The sequence below is a fragment of the Frankia tisae genome, from assembly GCF_025403405.1.
GTDB classification, from domain to species: Bacteria; Actinomycetota; Actinomycetes; order Frankiales; family Frankiaceae; genus Frankia; species Frankia tisai.
This window is the reverse complement of sequence record NZ_JANEZT010000012.1, coordinates 1-19,064: the sequence shown is the minus strand read 5'-3', so window position 1 is coordinate 19,064 and position 19,064 is coordinate 1. Positions and strand designations below refer to the sequence as shown.

Here is a 19,064-nt window from a genome sequence, read left to right as displayed (position 1 = left end):
CGATCCGGTGGGAGAACGGGCAGGTCCACCGCTCGATCAGAGGATCATCCCGGCGCCGAGGGTGGTTCCGCTTACCTCGTCGATGAGCAGCACGCTGCCCGTGTTGCGGTTACGGCGGTACGGGTCGTAGCACAGTGGCGAGGTCGTCCGCAGGGCGATCCGGCCGATGTCGTTGAGGCCCAGCGAGTCGACGGTCTCGTCGCGGTGCAGCGTGTCGATGTCGACGCGGTAGGAGACGTCGGTGACCATCGCCCGCACCGACCGGGTGGTGTGCTTGATCCCAACCCGGGCGCGCCGGCGCAGGGGCGCGTCGACCATCCAGGAGACCATGAGGTGGAGGTCCTGCCCGACCGTGGGCTGGTTGTTCGGCCGCGCGATCATGTCTCCGCGGGAGACGTCGAGGTCGTCCTCCAGGCGGACGATGACCGACATCGGGGGAAACGCCTCGTCGACCGGCCCGTCGTAGGTGTCGATCCCGGCGACCCGCGACGTCAGCCCGGACGGCAGCACGATGACGTCGTCGCCGGGCTTGATCACGCCGCCGGCGACCTGGCCGGCGTAGCCGCGGTAGTCGTGCAGCTCCTCGCTGCGCGGCCGGACCACCCACTGCACCGGGAACCGCACGTCGATCAGGTTGCGGTCGGAGGCGATGTGCAGCTCCTCCAGGTGGTGCAGCAACGAGCTGCCGTCATACCAGGGCGTGCTCGGCGAGCGGGACACCACGTTGTCACCGGTCAGCGCGGACACCGGGATCGTCGCGACGTCGACGATCTCCAGCTTTGCGGCGAAGCGCCGGAAATCTTCCTTGATCTTCTCGAAGACTTCCCGATCGAAGTCGACGAGGTCCATCTTGTTCACGCAGAGCACCAGGTGGGGTACCCGCAGCAGCGACGCCAGGAACGCGTGCCGGCGGGTCTGCTCGACGATGCCCTTGCGCGCGTCCACGAGCAGTAGCGCGAGGTCGGCGGTCGAGGCACCGGTGACCATGTTGCGGGTGTACTGCACGTGCCCCGGGGTGTCCGCGAGGATGAACGTCCGCCGCGGGGTGGCGAAGTAGCGGTAGGCGACGTCGATGGTGATGCCCTGCTCCCGCTCGGCCCGCAGGCCGTCGGTGAGCAGCGCGAGGTCGACGTAGCCGTCGCCGCGCTCCCGGCTGGTCCGCTCGACGGCGGCGAGCTGGTCGGTGAACAGCGACTTCGTGTCGTAGAGGAGCCGGCCGATCAACGTCGACTTCCCGTCGTCGACCGACCCCGCGGTCGCGACACGCAGCAGCTCGGCCATCAGAAGTACCCCTCCCGCTTTCGGTCCTCCATCGCCGCCTCGCTGACCCGGTCGTCGGCCCGGGTCGCGCCCCGCTCGGTGATCCGCGTCGCCGCGACCTCGGCGATGACCTCGTCGACGGTCGCCGCGGTCGACTCGACCGCGCCGGTGCAGGTGATGTCACCGACCGTGCGGTAGCGGACCTGGCGCGGCACCACGGCCTCGCCGACACGCGGCTGGGTCAGCGGGGTGACCGCGAGCAGCATGCCGTCACGCTCGAAGGTCTCGCGGCTGTGCGCGTAGTAGATCGAGGGGATCTCCAGGCGCTCCTGGGCGATGTAGCGCCAGATGTCCAGCTCGGTCCAGTTCGACAGCGGGAAGACCCGGATGTGCTCGCCGGGGCGGTGCCGGCCGTTGTAGAGCGACCACAGCTCGGGGCGCTGGTTCTTGGGATCCCACTGGCCGAACTCGTCACGGAAGGAGTACACCCGCTCCTTGGCCCGGGCCTTCTCCTCGTCGCGCCGGGCACCGCCGAACACGGCGTCGAACCGGTTGTCCGTGATCGAGTCGAGCAGCACCGGGGTCTGCAGCTGGTTGCGCGACGCCCCGGGCCGGGTGTCCTCGGTGAGTTCACCACCGTCGATCGCCGCCTGCACGGAGCCGACCACCAGTCGGGCGCCGAGCTCGGTCGCGCGGCGGTCCCGGAACGCCAGCACCTCGTCAAAGTTGTGGCCGGTGTCGATGTGCAGCAACGGGAAGGGCAGCTTCGCGGGCCAGAACGCCTTCTCGGCCACCCGCAGCATGACGATCGAGTCCTTCCCGCCGCTGAACAGCAGCGCGGGACGCTCGAACTCCGCCGCCACCTCGCGGAAGATGTGGATGGCCTCGGCCTCGAGCATCTGCAGGTGGGTGAGCTCGTAACCCGTGACAGGCACGCGAAAACCCCTCGTCTCGCCGATGTATCCGTTCAAAGTAGCCGACCCGGCCGTCGCGCCGACAGTTTCGCCGACGTTAACCAGCTCACCCAGGGCCCAATTCCCCCCATGCCACACACCCGGGACACGATGACAGAACCGATGGTCGCGGTCGGCACACACCCGAAACCACCAGCGGCACCGGGCGGCCGCCGAAGGTGGCCTCACCGCTGCGAATCGGCCGCCCGAATCGCCGCGAGTACCGCCGGGGCCAAAGTCGCATCACAGATGACCAGGTCGGGCAGTGACGGGTCGGGCTGGTTGTACCGCAGCGGGGTGCCGTCGAGGCGGCTCGTGTGCAGCCCCGTCGCCCGCGCGACCGCCACCGGGGCCGCCGAGTCCCACTCGTACTGCCCTCCTGCATGCAGGTAGATCTCCGCCTGGCCGCGGATGACCGCGGCGGCCTTCGCACCGGCCGACCCCATGGGGACGACGCTGGCGCCCAGGGCCTCGGCTACCTCCTCCACGAGGCGGGGTGCCCGGGTGCGACTGGCGACGATCCGCGGCGGGCGCGCCGCGGCGGGCCGGGCCGGCTGGTCGCCGCCGCCCGACAGTGTCACGTTCAGCGCCGGCAGGGCGACGGCCCCGGCGATGAGCTCGACGGCGCGCCACAACGCGACGTGCACCGCCCAGTCCGTCCGCCCGGGCTCGGCGAACTCGCGGGTGCCGTCGAGCGGGTCGACGATCCAGACCCGCTCGGCGGACAGCCGGGCCGGGTCGTCGACGCCCTCCTCGGACAGCACCGCATCCTGCGGGCGGTGGCGGGTCAGTGCCCGGGTCAGAAGTTGATGGGAGCGCGCGTCACCGGCGTCGCGCAGGGTGGCCGGCGCGGCGAACCCGACCTCCTCCCGGATCCTGAGCAGCAGTTTGCCGGCATCCGTGGCCAGTCGCCGGGCCAGGACGTCGTCGTCGAGTTCGTCGGTCGCGATGTCGACGGGGACGGTGGCCGGCCGGCGGGTGTCGTCGGTGTTCATCGGGACGGAGTCTGTCACCCGTTACGGTCGCGGGTGTGAGTGCCACCTCCCATCCCGATCCCGATCCCCACCGCGTCCCGGAGCCGGGCCCAGCGCGGGCCGCCGGCCCCGCCGGCGGACCCGCCACCGCCGATGCACTACTCGCGCTGGTGACGCCGGAGCGCGCCGCGGAGCTGGTGACGGCCTCGCTCGACTGGCCGTCACTCATCCTGACGCCGCTGCAACTCGCCGAGCTGGAGCTGCTGCTCGTCGGCGCCTTCGGCCCGAATCCCGGCTACCCGGCGGAACAGGAGGTCGCCGGCGTGCCGGTCCCGACCCTCGCCGTCCCGGCCGCCGAGGCCGACCCGCTGGCGGCAGGCGTGACCGTTGCCCTCCGTGACCTGGAGGGAGTGATGATCGCCGCCCTGCATCTGCGCACGCTGCTCCCGGCTCCAGCCGGGTCCCCCGTGCGCCTGGTCGGCACCCTGGAGGGGCTGCGCCTGCCCCACCACCCGGACCATCCCGCGCTGCGGCTGACCCCGGACCAGCTGCGCGCCGAGCTGCGCGCCCGAGGTTGGACCGGCCCGCAGGTGGGAGCGGGGGCGGCGTGGGCGGTCTGGGCCGACGGCCTGCTGCATACCGCGGACGTGGGGCGTATCCGGGCCCTGACCCGGCAGGGCAAGCGGTGCGTGGTGCTCGCCCCGGTGGGCGGCGCCGACCCGGCGGATGCCGGCCACCACCTGCGGGTCCGTTGCCTGCAGGCGGCGCTCGACGCCGTCGACGCGCCGCTGCGCCCGAGCGAGGCGACCCTGGCTTCCGAGGCGGTGGCCTCCGACGCGCTCGCGGCGGGTGCCGCCGGCCGCCGGCACGAGCCGGCGCCCGACCCCTATCGCCGCCCGGGGGCCGACCACCAGCCGCGCCACCGCAGCCTGCTGGTCCTCGTCCCGGCGATCCCCTCGCCGCTGCTGGCCACCCCCCGGGAACCCGGTATGAGCGCGACGGTCCTGCCACCCGCCGGCCGTGCACGCCGCCCACCGTCCACCGGGCCGGCCGGCATCGAACCGATCGGCATCGAACCGATCGGCATCGAACCGGCGAGCCTGTCGCGTGCGGGCATTCCACTCGAGACGGGCCTCGGCGTTACGGGCGGCGAGCCGCGGCCAAACGGTGACACCGAGGACCTGGCTCGACTCAACGCCCAGCGCGCGCATCTGGCCAGCAACTACGGACTGTCCGGCAGCCTGATCGGCCCGGCCATCGGCGCACCGGGCCGCCAGGAGCTGGCCTCGCTGCTCGACGCCGGGGGTCCGATCCCCGCCGAGCTGACCCCGCCCGCGGTGGCCGCGGAGCTCGCCCGCGCGATCCCGCCGCGCTCCCAGCGTGGGCTGACCATCTTCTTCACGGGGCTGTCCGGTTCCGGGAAGTCGACCCTGGCCGGGCTGCTGGTCTGCCGGCTGCTCGAGCAGGGCGGGCGGCGGATAACCCTGCTCGACGGCGACGTCGTGCGCACCCAGCTGTCGCAGGGCCTGGGCTTCTCCCGCGCGGACCGGGACACGAACGTGCGCCGCATCGGGTTCGTCGCCGCTGCGGTGGCGGGGGCCGGCGGCACCGCGGTCTGCGCGCCGATCGCCCCTTACGCGGTGGTGCGCGCGCAGGTCCGCGAGATGGTCCGCGCGGCCGGCGGCGGCTTCGTCCTGGTCCACGTCGCGACGCCGCTGGAGGTCTGTGAGGCGCGCGACCGCAAGGGCCTGTACGCCAAGGCCCGAGCCGGCGTCATCCCCGCGTTCACCGGTGTGTCGGACCCGTACGAGCAACCCGCCGACGCCGACGTCACGGTGAACACCGCGGAGCTCTCCGGTGACGAGGCCGTCGACCGCGTCCTCGACCACCTGCGCGTCGCCGGCTGGATCGCCCTCACCTAGTGCAACCCTGCGCGGGGTCCGCGGGTCAGTAGGCGCCTTCGCGGCGGAGGACGGCGAAGACGGTCCGCCAGAGGATGACGAAGTCCATCGCGAGCGACCAGTTCTCCACGTAGCGCAGGTCGAGGCGGACCGACTCGTCCCACTCCAGATCCGACCGGCCGCTGATCTGCCACAGGCCGGTCAGGCCGGGCTTCACCATCAGCCGGCGGTGCACGTCGTCCTCGTAGCGGGCGACCTCCGAGGGCAGCGGCGGGCGCGGCCCTACCAGCGACATGCTGCCGTTGAGCACGTTGATCAGCTGCGGCAGTTCGTCGAGGGACCACTTGCGCAGGAACTTCCCGACCCGGGTGACCCGAGGGTCGTCGCGCATCTTGAACAGCAGGCCCTCGGCGCGCTCGTTGCGCGACTCCAGCTCGGCCTTGCGCGCCTCCGCGTCGACGTACATCGACCGGAACTTGAACATCGTGAAGTGCTCGCCGCTGCGGCCGACCCGGGTCTGCTTGAACAGCGCCGGCCCGCGGCTGGTCAGCCGGACCGCGAGCCCCAGGCCGAGCAGGACCGGCAGGAACAGCAGGATCACCGTGCCGGCGACGCAGCGGTCGAACACACCTTTCATGACCCGACGGGTCCCGGTGAGCTCCGGTTCGTCGATGTGCAGCAGGGGCAGCCCGGCCACCGGGCGGATCGAGATCCGCGGGCCGGTCACGTCGGTCAGCGCGGAGGAGACGAGCACGTCGACGTCGCTGCCCTCCAGCGTCCACAGCACCCGGCGCAGGGTCTCACCGTCCATCTGCGGGCAGATCGCGACGGTGGTGGCGTGGGTGGCGGTGATCGCGGTGTGCAGGGTCTCCGAGGTGCCCACGATCGGCACCCCGAGCAGGTCGAATCCGCTGCGCTCGGGCCGGTCGTGGCTGTGCCGGCCGGGCGAGCGGTCGAGCACCACGCCGACCACGGACCAGCCCGACGTCGGGTCGCGCTGGGCCAGGCGGACCAGGGTGGCGGCGGACTCGCCGGCGCCGACCACGAGGACCCGGTGCAGGCAGCGCCCGGCGCGGCGCATCCGATGCAGGATGCCGCGCCCGATGACCCGACCGGCCACCGACAGCACGGTCGCCGCGGGGAACGCGATGAGGACGTAACTGCGGGCGATCTCGGCCTTGGTCGCGTAGGAGATGATGGCGAGCGCGGCCGTGAACCTGGCCGCGGCGTTGACCACCCGGCGGAACTCCTCCGACCCGCCGCCGAGGAACCTGGTCTCGTAGGCCCGGTTCAGCGACATGGCCAGCACCCACGCCACCGGCAGCAGCACCGTCATGAGGATGTACGGCTTGATCGACACCGGCTTGGTCTCGAAGTCGACGAGGTCGCCGAACCGCACGAAGAACGCCAGCCCCGCAGCGACCACGCAGGCCGCCGCGTCGAACAGGATCAGCAGCCGCACGTAGCGGCGCTCCCAGCTGACCTGCGCACGGTAGGCCACGGTCTCGAGCGCCGCGACCGAGTGCGCGCGGGCGACGCTGTGGCGTCCGCCGGTCCCGGTGGACTGGCCGCCCGACGGCGGGGCCGGCGGGGCCGGCGCAGCGGCGGCGCCGGGCCGGGCCGGCGCAGGGTAGGGCACCGGGCCGGGCCGGGACCGCGGGACGAAGTTCGACCCGGCGGAGGCGCGGGCGTCCCCTGACATCGTCTCCGTCACTCGTGGCCCCCCCCAGGTACATGACCCGCGGGATGACGCCACCAGGGCGGTCCTGGGCGCCGCGCCGTCGCCCGTACCGCATCAATCGACCGAACCGTAAGGTTCGCCCGAACTGTACGGGTCGTCCGGCATGTTCCGATAGTCCCAGTCACGATGATGCCCCGCACTGCGCCGATCGCCGGTCGTCGCGCGGTCGCCACAGCACGTCGGATCTCGGGTGTGGTCCGGGTCGACAGAATCCTGCCGCGGTTCGCGGTATGCCTCGCTCGGACGGCCGTGAGCTCAACCATCGGTGATGCATCGACCGGACCTCCAGCGATCTTCCCCCGCCACTGACTGTGGGCCACCCCGGACGGCGGGCCGGCTGTTCGCGCACTGCCCGGCGTTCCACTGGGGTGCACACCGGAGCGAGCCGGACCGCGGGACACCGACGCGGCCGGCACTCCTGGTCACGGGTCACGTTACCGGCCCTCCTCAGCCGATCTACCGGGGGCCCGCGGAGCAGGTGCGGGGCGGCGCCGTGACCGCCGAGTGTTGCGGCGGCGTCATCCGTCCGTTTGTGGCGACTCAAGGTAGCAGAGACGAGGTCGATCGCCGGTAACCCGCCGTAGCGAAATTCCCGCGCTCAATCGTGGATATCGATATTCCGGACAGCACACGCCGACCACACGCTGCGTATACAAGCAGCAGCCGCAATGCTACTGTGCGTTATGGCTCTTCGGCTGCGGCCGGAGAGCCGTCGGCTGCCCGGCCCGTACGGGCGCCGTCGGAGTGGGAAGGAACTGTGTGCTCCGGCTCGCGCCTGCGCGACACCGGAGGGCACAGCACGGGACGGTCGGCGCCTGCCGGACGGGTGGGGGCGCCCAGGCAGGCGCCGGCTGCTGCAAAATCGCCCGGCCGGCCGGCTGGCGGGGGCTGGCGGGCGCGCGCCGGGCTCGATGGCCAGCGGCGCGCGCCGGGCCAGGCGGGCGGCACGGCGGCGCGCCCGCCACACCGGTCAGGGCAGGGCGGCGACGATGTCGGCGAGGGACTTGCGGGCGCCGCTGTAGAACGGGGTCTCCAGCCGGGTGTGCCGACGGGTGGCGCTCCCCCGCAGATGGCGGATGCAGTCGACGATGCGGTGCAGTTCGTCGGCCTCGAACGCGAGCAGCCACTCGTAGTCGCCCAGGCCGAACGCGGCGACCGTGTTGGCCCGGACGTCCTCGAACTCGCGGCCCATGATCCCATGTTCGGCGAGCAACCCGCGCCGCTCGTAGTCCGGCAGCAGGTACCACTCCAGGGACCGGTTGAACGGATAGACGCAGATGTACCCGCGTGGGTCCTCCCGGCGGACGAACGCCGGGATGTGGTTGCGGTTGAACTCCGCCGGGCGGTGCAGCCCGACCGCCGACCACACGGGCCGCAGGTGGCCGCCCAGCGCCGTCTGGCGGAACCGCTGATAGGTCTCCTGCAGCAGGTCGGGATCCGGGCTGGTCCACCAGACCATCAGGTCCGCGTCGGCCCGGTAGCCCGAGATCTCGTACGTTCCGCGGGTGTAGACGTCCTTCGCCAGGGCCCCCTCGAGCAGGGCGTCGGCCTCGTCGATCAGAGAAGTCCGATCAGCGGGCAGCGGGCGGTCGGCGGCGAAGACCGACCACCCGGTGTAGAGGAGCTCGGCGTTGAGCTCCTGAACGGACTTCGTGGACTCCGGCATACCCGTCTCCTCCTCATCCCGGCCGACCGGGCCGGCCGACCGGGTTGTTCCTCAGACTCCCGGACCCAGCGGACCCAGCGGACCCACCGGGTCGGCCGGGCTGCCCTGCGCCGTCCGGGCGGCGCGCAGCACCGCGGCGGCGGCGGCCTCCCCGGAGCGGATGCAGGCCGGGATGCCGATGCCGTCGTAGCCGGCGCCGGCAATCGCCAGACCGGCCGGCAGCGCCCGGCGCACGCTGGCAATCCGGTTCAGATGGCCCGGGAGGTACTGCGGCAGCGCCCCGTCCCACCGGCTCACCCGGGTCGCGATGGGGCGCGCCGACAGCCCCGTGAGCTGGGCGATCTCCGCCGCCGCCACGCCGGCGAGCTCGGTGTCGCCGCGTTGCAGGTCCTGCTCGGCGCCGGCGCGGCCGACGCTCGCCCGCACGACCGTGAGCCGACCGGCGCCCACATGCGGCCACTTCGTGGTCAGGAAGGTGGCCGCCTTCACCGACGTGCCCGCCCGCGCCGGCACCAGGATCCCGCTGCCGGGCGGGAGGGTGGCATCCCGGTAGATCAACGTCACCAGGCCGACCGAGGCGTAGGGGACGCCGGCGAGCGGGGCGGCCGCGTGCGGGGCCAGCGGGCTCAGCAGCGAGCGGGCCACCCCGGCGGGCACCGCGAGGATCACCGCGTCGGCCGTCAGCGGCTCGGGCTTCTCACCGCCGCCGACCCGGTCGCAGACGACCTGCCAGCCCTCGGCGCCGCGTTCCACGGCCCGCACCAGCACGCCGGTGCGCACGGTCGCGCCGGACCGCTCGGCCAGCCGTGCCGCGAACGACCCCAGACCGCCGCGAAGGCTGGCGAACAGCGGCGTCGTCGACGCGGAGGCGGCCGGGGCGGTGCGGGCTCGCACCCGGTGGGCGCCGAGCAGCAGCGACCGGTCCTCGGCCAGAATCGGCACGAGCTGCGGCACGGTGGCCCGCAGTGACAGCGCGTCGGCTCGCCCGGCGTACACGCCGCCGAGCAGCGGGTCGACCAGCAGGTCGACGATCTCTCGCCCGACCCGGGCGCCGACGAAGCCGCCCACGGTCGGGTCGTCGGGGAAGTGGGTGCGTGGCAGGACCAGGTCGGCCGCCGCGCGCACCAGCCCCCACGGCGACAACACCCCGGAGCGGACCAGGCCGAACGCGTCCGTCGGCACGCCGAGCATGGTGTTCGGCGGGATCGGCCGCAGCCGGCCCCGGATCCACAGCGACGCGCGGGTCGTCGCCGGATGCACGATGTCGTGGCCGAGGCCGATCTGCCTGGCCAGCCGCAGACCATCGGGGACGCGGGCGAGAAACGACTCGGCGCCCTCCTCGACGTTCAGGCCCTCGATCGGGGTAGTGCGCAGCTTGCCGCCAACGCGCTCCCCCGCCTCCAGGACGGTCACCTCGGCGTGGCCGGCCAGGGCGTGTGCCGCGGCGAGCCCGGCGATTCCCCCACCGACGATGACAACCCGCACGTTCCTGCCGCCCTTCACGATGAATGGTGCCGTCCCCAGGATTCACCATCGCGGCACGCCCGACCGGAGGCGGGCCGCGCCTCGGCGACGGATCTCGGTCAGGTGGGGACTCCGGCCCCGATGGTGGTGGACCGGCAACCGGGCGTCGGCCGGGTGCCGGTGGTGACTCAACCGGCGTGGACGAGGTCGACGATGTGCGCGAGGACCCCCGGGTCCGTTTCCGGCAGGACGCCGTGCCCGAGGTTGAACACGTGCCCCTCCGCCTTCGCACCACGGGCGAGGACGTCGCCGACCTTGGCGGCGAGCACGGGCTCGGGCGCGAACACCGCCGCCGGGTCGAGGTTGCCCTGCACGGCCCGGCCCGGCCCGATCCGGCGCGCGGCCTCGTCGAGGGGGACCCGCCAGTCGACCCCGACGACGTCGGCTCCCACCTGGCCCATGGCGGTGAGCAGCTCGCCGGTGTTGACCCCGAAGTGGATGCGCGGCACCTCGTCGGCGAAGGCGCTCAGCACCCGCGCGCTGTGCGGCGCCACGTAGCGCCGGTAGTCGTCCTCGCTGAGCGCACCGGCCCAGGAGTCGAACAGCTGCACCGCGTCGACGCCGGCGTCGATCTGGACCCGCAGGAAGGCCGCGGTGATGACGGCCAGTCGGTCGAGCAGGTCGTGCCAGAGCTTCGGCTCGCCGTACATCAGCGCCTTGGTGCGCAGGTGGTTGCGGCTCGGGCCGCCCTCGACGAGGTAGCTGGCGAGGGTGAACGGCGCGCCCGCGAAACCGATCAGCGGAGTGCCGCCGAGCTCGCCGAGCAGGCTGCGGACCGCCTGCGTGACGTAGGGGACGTCGTCCGGCTCCAGCGCACGCAGCGTCGCGACTGCGGCGGCGTCGCGCACGGGCTCGGCGACGACCGGCCCTACTCCGGCGACGATGTCGATGTCGAGACCGATCGCGACGAGCGGCACGACGATGTCAGAGAAGAAGATCGCCGCGTCCGGCCGGAAGCGGCGCACCGGCTGCATGGTGATCTCGGTGATCATCGCCGGGTCGCGGCACGAGTCGAGCATCGGCACGTCGGCGCGCAGCGCCCGGTACTCGGGCAGCACGCGGCCGGCCTGGCGCATGAACCACACCGGCGTGGTCTCGGGCTGGTCCCGCCGGCAGGCTCGCAGGAACGGGGCGGTGGCGGCGAGGCCGGGCCGGCGGGCGGAACCGGGGTGCAGGCTGACCGCACCGGCACGGAACGCGGCATCGGCGGGTGGGAGGTCGGTCAGCGCGGTGGACCCCCCGGGACGATGGGGTTTGTCGCCGTCCCGCGGGGGCGCGACCCGCGCCGAGGCGACCGCGACGCCGCTCGGCGCGGTCTGGACGCTGGCCGACCCGGACCCGGGCCCGGCGTCGATGTGGACGACAGACATGACTCGATCGTTGCATGTCCACCGCACCTGCGCCGGTGTGACCAGGGGCACCCCGATCGGCACGGGCGGGTGATGACCGGCGTCGGCGTGGTCACGGTCCGGGCCGATCGGGGCATTCGACGTCAGCTATCTTCTACTTTCAGTAGAAGAAGTCGCTGGTCCAGCCGGTGCCCGCGACCTGGACCACCCCGGCCGACCCGACCGGCCAGGTGCGACCGTAGGCAGGCCAGGTGTGACGAAATCCGCTGTTCGCCCAGGTGAGCGGTCGGCGTGTCCCAGGCGGTGCGCACCTCGCCGCCACAGTGCACTCCAACCACGACACGACGATCACGACGATCACGACACGACGATCACGACACGCGACGACGATTGAGGATTCACCGATGACCGATAGGTCCCCGCACAGCGGCTCCCGGATCCTGACCGCTGCCCGCGCCGTCTCGTTCGCCGAGGCGACGTCGTTCCTCCTGCTGCTCATCGCCACCGGGATCAAGTACGGCGCCGACCATCCCCAGGGGGTGAAGATCCTCGGCCCGGTCCACGGCACGCTCTTCCTCGCCTACTGCGCCCTCATCGGCTACCTGGCATTCGTCGGGCGCTGGCCCCGCCGACGCACCGTGCTGGCCCTGATCGCCTCCGTGCTGCCGGTGGCGCCGTTCTTCGTGGAACGGCACTGGCTGCGGGGCGACGCCGGCACGGCAGGCAGTCCGACCGCACCGGCAGACCCGGGCGCGCGGCCGGTCTCCCAGCCCACCGCTCGCCGGAACTGACGCCCCACCCCGCGCGCATGTCCCCACTGTTCCCCGCGACGAAGCTGGGCAACTCCCCCGAAGGGGGATCACCCGCCCACTCCCCATCGAGACGGGCGCACGCGACACGCCGGAGAGAATGCGCGGACATCTGTCCGTCCCATGGCACCGTCAGTCCGGTCGGAATGAGGGCAGAGGGTGCGCGTTGTCGGCGTTCCACCTCGGCCGGCAGTCGCGGGGGCGCAGGATCCGTGGTGCAGGCGCCCGCCGCATCCGAGGGGACGCAACACGCAGCAGCCGTGCGCGGGGAGTGGTGTTCGAGTGGAACTGGTCCGGGTGGGCACCGACGATCACATTGTTCTCACCTGCGCCGAGTGCGGTGACGAGCGGCCGTTCGAGCAGCCGCCGTGCGCGGACGGGCACGGATCGGACTGCCCGGAGTGGGCCTGCACAGAGTGCGGTGCCGCGGTGCTTGTGGGGCCGGTCCCGCCCGTGGGGCAGATCCCGGGGGCCAGACCGGCGGGGCACCCGAGACCGGCCAGGGAAGCTGGCGCGGCGGCGAGAGACCATCGCGGCCGCGGGCGCGCCGCTGTCCGGATTTCGGCGTGAGCCTGCACAATCCCACCCCGCGCCCTGATTACAGCGCCGCCCCGGGCCGTCCCGGGACGTACGGCGAGCCCGTCGCGACGGAGGCATCACCCGGGTCTCGGGAGGTTCCGGTCCTGCGGGATGCGGCGGCACACCGCTCCAGCCATCGCCTCATCGGCACCCGATCGCACGCAACGGGATCGAAGCAGCACGCTCCGGCGTCCACCCAGCGCGATCAAGGCCGACGCCCTAACGTTGCCGTCATGGGGGCGGTGCAGTCGTACGAGGCGAGCCCGCCGATCTTTCTCGCCAGCACCGGCGCCCTGCGCGACGGGATGACGTGGCTGCGCCCGGAGATCAGCGTGCACGAGATCGCGGCCCCGACTCGGCTCGCGCCCTACGCCTTTGCCCTCGCCGGCGGGCTGACCGGCGACGCCGCCGACCTCGCCGCCGGGCGGCTGATCGTCCTGATGGACCCGGACGGACAGCCTGCCTGGCAGGGCAGCGCCCGCTTCGTCTGCTACGCCCGGGCGAGCGTCGATCCGGAGATCGCCGCCGATCCGCTGCTGGCCGACGTGGCCTGGTCGTGGCTGCGGGAGTCCCTCGACGCGCACGGCGCACAGTTCCGCGCGCTCGGCGGCGCGGTGACGACGACGACGTCACGGCGGTTCGGTGTCCTTCGGGCCGACGGGGACAGCTTCGACGTCGAGCTGCGCTGTTCCTGGTCACCCGACTGGGCCGAGACCGAGCTCGACGACGACTCGGCGGAGGGGGGCCCGGCCGGTTCCGAGCCGGCGCGGCCTGCGTGGAGTCCCGTCGGGGCAACCGCCCACCTGCTGGCCTTCGGTGACCTCCTGGCCGCCATGGCCGGCCTGCCACCGGCCCTGTCCGGCGTCGTGCCGCTCCCCCAGCGACGGGGCTGAAGCCGCCGGCCACGGGCCCGGTTGTAGCACCACACCGACCGGACCAGCGGTACCCCGTTCGGACCAGAAGCCGGCCACCGTACCCGGTAGTGGTGTCACGATGCGTATAATTAGCGCGATTCGCTGTACAGCGCGGCTGCCTCCGCGAGGATTCAGACGTACGATCGCCGATCGTGACGTCGACGGTTCCTGAACCAACACAGCAGGTCAGCGGGGGTGTAAGCGCAAAGGTGGAGGGAGAGCCCAGCACCAGCGCCCGCGAGCCCATCCCGCTCCTCACGCCTGTGGACGGCGTCCCTCCCGTCATCGTCGACGCCGCCGAGCTCACCGCCGCGGCCGAACGGCTGGCGGCCGGGACGGGCCCGGTCGCCTTCGACGCGGAGCGGGCCTCCGGGTACCGGTACAGCCAGCGTGCCTACCTGGTCCAGATCCGGCGCCGAGGAGCGGGCTCACTGCTCGTCGATCCCGTCCCGCTGGGTAACCTGAGCGTCATCCAGGAGGCGGTGGGTGACGCCGAATGGGTGCTGCACGCCGCCAGCCAGGACCTGCCCTGCCTGGCCGAGCTCGGGCTGCGGCCAAGCCTGCTGTTCGACACCGAGCTCGCCGGCCGGCTGCTGGGCTACGAGCGGGTCGGCCTCGGCATGATCGTCGAGCGGGTGCTCGGCTACGGCCTGGAGAAGGGCCACTCCGCGGCGGACTGGTCGACCCGGCCGCTGCCCGAGCCCTGGCTGCGCTACGCGGCGCTCGACGTCGAGCTGCTGGTGGAGCTGCGCGACGCGCTCGAAGCCGAGCTCATCGAACAGGACAAGATCGAGTTCGCTCGGCAGGAGTTCGCCGGGATCGTCGCGGCCCCGCCCCGCGAGCCCCGCGCCGAGCCATGGCGACGGACCAGCGGCATCCACCGGGCGCGTTCCCGCCGCCAGCTCGCGGCGGTGCGGGCCATGTGGACCGCCCGGGACCGGATGGCCCGCACCCGAGACGTGGCCCCGGGCCGGGTCCTGCCGGACAGCGCCATCATGGATGCGGTCCTCAACGCCCCCGCCGACACCGCGGCGCTGATCCGCCTGCCCATCTTCTCCGGCCCGCGAATCCGGCGGACCGCGAACACCTGGCTGGATGCGCTGCGCAGCGCCGCGGCGCTACCCGACGACGAGCTGCCGGCGCCGGCCGGTCCCAGCGGGGACGGTCTTCCCCCGCCGAACCGGTGGGCCGAGCGCGACCCGGTGGCCGCCGCCCGGCTCGCCCGGGTGCGGGCGGAGCTGTCCACGATTGCCGCCGCTCACACCATGCCGGTGGAGAACCTCCTCGAACCCGCGCTGTCCCGGCGGATCGCCTGGTCCCCGCCCGATCCGCTGACCGAGTCGGCGGTGGAGGAGGCGCTGATCGCCGGCGGCGCCCGCGCCTGGCAGCGGGAGCTGACCCGCACGGCCCTGAACTCCGCGCTCGTCGACCCGGAACCTGATCCGGCGGACGAGGCAGCCCCGCCCGCCACCGAGCGCGCCGGCGGGCGGCGTGCGGGTCGCGGCGGGGGTGCCGGCGGGGCGGATCGACCGCGCTCCCGCGGTGGGCGCGCCGGCGCCGGCCGCTCGGTGCGCGGGTCCGCCGGGCGGCCCACCGCCGGCTCTCCGGTCGGTGCGGCGCCGGCGGACGGCGGCGCTTCCTCGATCGGGGCCACCCCGACGGGCGGCAGCCCCACCGACCCGGCCTCGGCGGGCGGCGGCGCGACGAAGCCGTCCGCGTCGGGCCCGGGCCCGACGGGTTCCGCCCCGGCCGGCCCCGGCGCGGCCTGATCCCCTCCGCGCTGGCGATGCGCCAACGGCCGTACCGCGACACCGGGGGCAGACGGCGCGAGTGGTCTACCGGCCGGTAACCACCTGCCGTAGGCTAGCCGGTGCCGGCGGTGTCCGCGCCGGTGCTGACCGTCAGCGCGGTCCCATCGGGCCGGCACGGGCGGTCGGCGTCTCACGGCGAGGTGCCGGCGGCCAGGCGTCGCCGGTGGGGAGGCCACCGTGTTCGGTTCAGCCCGCGGTTCGGTCCGCGACGTGGTCTTCGTCGACGGCGTGCGCACGCCGTTCGGCAAGGCCAAGGGCGTCTACGCCGAGACCCGGGCGGACGACCTGATCGTCCGGGTGATCCGGGAGTTGCTGCGCCGCAACCCGTCGCTGCCACCGGAGCGCGTCGACGAGGTGGCGATCGCGGCCACCACCCAGATCGGCGATCAGGGCCTGACCATCGGCCGGATCGCCGGGGTGCTGGCGGGGCTGCCGGAGTCGGTGCCCGGCTATGCCGTCGACCGCATGTGCGCCGGCGCCGTGACGGCGGTGACGACGACGGCGTCCTCGATCGCGGTCGGCGCCTACGACGTCGCGGTGGCGGGCGGGGTGGAGCACATGGGCCGCCATCCGATGGGCGAGGGCGCCGACCTCAACCCGCGCTTCGTCGCCGAGCGGCTGGTGGATCCGTCCGCGTTGGTCATGGGCTCGACAGCGGAGAACGTGCACGACCGCTACCCGGCAATCACCCGGGCGCGGGCCGACGCCTACGCCCTGGCCTCCCAGGAGAAGGTCGCCAAGGCCTACGCGAACGGTCAGATTCAGCCCGACCTGGTCCCGATGGCGGCCCGGCACGCCGACAGCGGCTGGGAACTGGTCACCGCCGACGAGCCGCCGCGCCCGGCGACGACCCTGGCCGGGCTGGCCGGGCTGCGTACCCCGTTCCGCCCGCACGGCCGGGTCACGGCGGGCAACTCCGCCGGGATCAACGACGGCGCGACCGGATGCCTGCTCGCCGCCGCGGAGGTGGCCGCCGAGCTGGGCCTGCCGGCGAAGATGACGCTGGTCGGCTACGGGTTCGCCGGCGTCGCCCCCGAGGTGATGGGCGTCGGCCCGATCCCGTCGACGGAGAAGGCGCTGGCCCGTACCGGCCTGACGATCGACGACATCGGCCTGTTCGAGCTGAACGAGGCGTTCGCCGTGCAGGTCCTCGCCTTCCTCGACCATTTCGGGATCGCCGACGACGACCCCCGCGTCAACCGGTACGGCGGTGCGATCGCGCTGGGCCATCCGCTGGCGTCCAGCGGGGTGCGGCTGATGACCCAGCTGGCCCGGCAGTTCGCCGAGCATCCCGAGGTCCGCTACGGCATGACGGCGATGTGCGTGGGCCTCGGCATGGGGGCGACCACGGTCTGGGAGAACCCCCACCACGACGCCGCGACCACGGCGACGAGCTGACCGCGCCCCACGCGAGCACGCGAGAACCCAGTCCCAGGAGAGGGCGGCATGACGATCGACGAGGTGACCCTGGACTACCCGGACGAGGTCGTCACGGCCGCGCACGTCCGGTACGTGACGCTCCCCGGGGTGGCCGGCCCGGTCGCCCTCGTCACCCTCGACAACGGCCACGACCACACCCGGCCGAGCACCTTCGGCCCGGCCGGGCTGCGCTCGCTGCTCGCCGCCGTCGACGGGATCGAGGCGCACGATCCCCCGGTCGCCGCGATCGCCGTAACCGGCAAGCCGTTCATCTTCAGCGTCGGGGCCGACCTCGGTTTCCGGTCGTCGATCACCGAGGCGGACCGGCTGCGCCCGTCGCTGGACGCGCTCGGCCGCCTCGGCCACGACGCCTTCGCCCGGCTCGGCTCCGGCCGCCTCGGCGGGCGCCGGGTCCCCACCTTCGCGCTGGTCAACGGGGCGGTGCTGGGCGGCGGCCTGGAGCTGGCGCTGCACTGCGACTACCGGGCGCTGTCCGCCGGGATTCCCGCGCTCGCCTTCCCGGAGGTGTTCCTCGGCCTGGTACCGGCCTGGGGCGGTACCCAGCTCCTGCCGAACCTGATCGGCGCCGACCGGGCGGTGTCCGTCATCATCGACAACGCGCTCAGCCAGAACCGCACCCTGCGCGGGTCCATAGCGTTCGAACTGGGCATCGGGGACGTGCTGCTGGAACCGGCCGACTTCCTGGAGGAGGCGCTGGCCTGGGTGGGCCGGGTGCTGCGCGAGGAGATCGACCCGGTTGCCGGGCGCCGCCCGGTGGAGCGGGGCGCCGCCTGGGCCGACGCCGTCGCCCGCGGCCGGGCCCTCGCCGACGCCAGGCTGCACGGCGCCGCGCCGGCCGCCTACCGGGCCCTGGACCTGATCGCGCTGGCCGAGACGGCCGACCGTGCCAGCGGCTTCGCCGCCGAGACGCAGGCGCTGGCAGACCTGTCGGTCAGCGGTGAGCTCGCCGCCGGGCTGTATGCCTTCGACCTGGTACAGAAGCGGGCGAAGCGGCCGGTCGGCGGCCCGGATCCTTCGCTGGCCCGCCCGGTCACGAAGGTCGGGGTCGTCGGCGCCGGGCTGATGGCCGCCCAGCTCGCGCTCGTGTTCGCGCACCGCCTCGAGGTGCCCGTCGTGCTCACCGACATCGATTCCGAGCGGCTCGACGCCGGGGTCGCAAACGTCCACCGGGAGATCGACAATCTGCTGCTGCGCCACCGGATCTCCGCCGATCAGGCCAACCGGTACAAGGCGAACGTCACCGGCTCGCGGACGTTGGACGCCTTCGCCGACGCCGACCTGGTGATCGAGGCGGTCTTCGAGGACCTGGCGGTCAAGCAGGCGGTGTTCGCCGAGCTGGAGGCCGTGGTCGCGCCCACCGCGGTGCTGCTGACGAACACCTCCGCGCTGTCGATCACCGAGATGGCCGCGCGGCTGGCTCATCCCGAGCGGGTGGCCGGCCTGCACTTCTTCAACCCGGTGTCGGTGCTGCCACTCGTCGAGGTGGTCCGCGCGGCCCGCACCGACGACGCGACGGTCGCGACGACGCTGGCCGTCGCCCGCACCCTGCGCAAGGACGCCGTGCTCGTCGCGGACGCGCCGGCGTTCGTCGTGAACCGGTTGCTCACCCGCTTCCTCGGCGAGGTCCTGGGCGCCGCGGAGCAGGGCACGCCGATCGAGCAGGTCGACCACGCCCTGGATCCCCTGGGCCTGCCGATGTCGCCGCTCGTCCTGCTGTCGTTGGTCGGCCCGCCGGTCGCGCTGCACGTCGCCGAGACGCTGCACGCCACCTTCCCGGACCGGTTCCGGGCGCCGACGAGCCTGGCCCGGCTGGTCGAGGCGGGCCGGGGCTCGGTCTACACCACCGGCCCGGACGGCACCCAGATCGTCGACCCCTCCGCCGCCGCGGCCCTGAGGTCGGCTGCGGGGGTGCGGCCGCGCACGGCCGCCGAGGTGCGCGAGGCCGCCCTGCGGGCGCTCGCCGAGGAGATCCACCTCATGCTCACCGAGAAGATCGTCGCCGAGGCCGCCGACATCGACCTGTGCATGATCCTCGGCGCCGGCTGGCCGTTCCACCTCGGCGGGATCACCCCCTACCTGGACCGCACCGGCATCAGCGAGGCCGTCACCGGCGAACGCTTCGCCCCACCCGGCGTCGCCACCC

At 73.4% G+C, this 19,064-nt stretch carries 13 protein-coding genes; 6 read left to right on the top strand and 7 right to left on the bottom strand.

Annotated features, from left to right (window positions below; translation table 11 throughout):
* Nucleotides 1-36 precede the first annotated feature (36 nt).
* The 3 genes from NBZ85_RS02355 to NBZ85_RS02345 form a co-directional block, all read right to left on the bottom strand.
* Nucleotides 37-1,281, bottom strand: coding sequence for a sulfate adenylyltransferase subunit 1 (locus tag NBZ85_RS02355; RefSeq protein WP_261554081.1), 1,245 nt, complete (start codon nucleotides 1,279-1,281; stop codon nucleotides 37-39).
* The gene (cysD, locus tag NBZ85_RS02350) at nucleotides 1,281-2,195 is read right to left on the bottom strand and encodes a sulfate adenylyltransferase subunit CysD (RefSeq protein ID WP_261554082.1); all 915 of its coding nucleotides are present in this window, start codon (nucleotides 2,193-2,195) and stop codon (nucleotides 1,281-1,283) included. The genes NBZ85_RS02355 and cysD overlap by 1 nt, the downstream gene beginning before the upstream one ends.
* A gap of 203 nt (nucleotides 2,196-2,398) precedes the next feature.
* Entirely contained in the window at nucleotides 2,399-3,208 is an 810-nt protein-coding gene (locus tag NBZ85_RS02345) for a 3'(2'),5'-bisphosphate nucleotidase CysQ (protein ID WP_261561445.1), read from the bottom strand.
* 35 nt (nucleotides 3,209-3,243) lie between these two features.
* Here NBZ85_RS02345 and cysC point away from each other — a divergent pair, with 35 nt between their 5' ends.
* Entirely contained in the window at nucleotides 3,244-5,109 is a 1,866-nt protein-coding gene (gene cysC, locus NBZ85_RS02340) for an adenylyl-sulfate kinase (protein WP_261554083.1), read from the top strand.
* Between the two features lie 25 nt (nucleotides 5,110-5,134).
* On the opposite strand, the gene NBZ85_RS02335 is transcribed toward cysC, so the two are convergent.
* The 4 genes from NBZ85_RS02335 to hemE all read right to left on the bottom strand — a co-directional run bounded on the left by NBZ85_RS02335 (nucleotide 5,135) and on the right by hemE (nucleotide 11,389).
* The gene (locus NBZ85_RS02335) at nucleotides 5,135-6,790 is read right to left on the bottom strand and encodes a sugar transferase (RefSeq protein ID WP_261554084.1); all 1,656 of its coding nucleotides are present in this window, start codon (nucleotides 6,788-6,790) and stop codon (nucleotides 5,135-5,137) included.
* A gap of 1,009 nt (nucleotides 6,791-7,799) precedes the next feature.
* Nucleotides 7,800-8,495 carry a hydrogen peroxide-dependent heme synthase gene (hemQ, locus tag NBZ85_RS02330; RefSeq protein WP_261554085.1) on the bottom strand — a complete coding sequence of 232 codons (696 nt, stop codon included), beginning with the start codon at nucleotides 8,493-8,495 and terminating at the stop codon, nucleotides 7,800-7,802.
* A gap of 51 nt (nucleotides 8,496-8,546) precedes the next feature.
* Entirely contained in the window at nucleotides 8,547-9,980 is a 1,434-nt protein-coding gene (hemG, locus tag NBZ85_RS02325; RefSeq protein WP_261554086.1) for a protoporphyrinogen oxidase, read from the bottom strand.
* Between the two features lie 167 nt (nucleotides 9,981-10,147).
* Entirely contained in the window at nucleotides 10,148-11,389 is a 1,242-nt protein-coding gene (gene hemE, locus NBZ85_RS02320) for a uroporphyrinogen decarboxylase (RefSeq protein ID WP_261554087.1), read from the bottom strand.
* 383 nt (nucleotides 11,390-11,772) lie between these two features.
* Between hemE and NBZ85_RS02315 the strand changes: the two genes are divergently transcribed.
* The 5 genes from NBZ85_RS02315 to NBZ85_RS02295 form a co-directional block, all read left to right on the top strand.
* Nucleotides 11,773-12,159 carry a DUF3817 domain-containing protein gene (locus NBZ85_RS02315; RefSeq protein ID WP_261554088.1) on the top strand — a complete coding sequence of 129 codons (387 nt, stop codon included), beginning with the start codon at nucleotides 11,773-11,775 and terminating at the stop codon, nucleotides 12,157-12,159.
* Between the two features lie 830 nt (nucleotides 12,160-12,989).
* Nucleotides 12,990-13,649: a DUF3000 domain-containing protein gene (locus NBZ85_RS02310; protein WP_261554089.1), complete on the top strand. Its 660-nt coding sequence runs from the start codon at nucleotides 12,990-12,992 to the stop codon at nucleotides 13,647-13,649.
* A gap of 230 nt (nucleotides 13,650-13,879) precedes the next feature.
* Nucleotides 13,880-15,439 (top strand): ribonuclease D, encoded by a 1,560-nt coding sequence (locus NBZ85_RS02305; protein WP_261554090.1) that lies wholly within the window; start codon nucleotides 13,880-13,882, stop codon nucleotides 15,437-15,439.
* Between the two features lie 219 nt (nucleotides 15,440-15,658).
* Nucleotides 15,659-16,879: a thiolase family protein gene (locus tag NBZ85_RS02300; protein ID WP_261554091.1), complete on the top strand. Its 1,221-nt coding sequence runs from the start codon at nucleotides 15,659-15,661 to the stop codon at nucleotides 16,877-16,879.
* Nucleotides 16,880-16,927: 48 nt separating this feature from the next.
* The coding region (locus tag NBZ85_RS02295; protein ID WP_261561440.1) for a 3-hydroxyacyl-CoA dehydrogenase NAD-binding domain-containing protein at nucleotides 16,928-19,064 on the top strand (2,137 nt) is incomplete at its 3' end.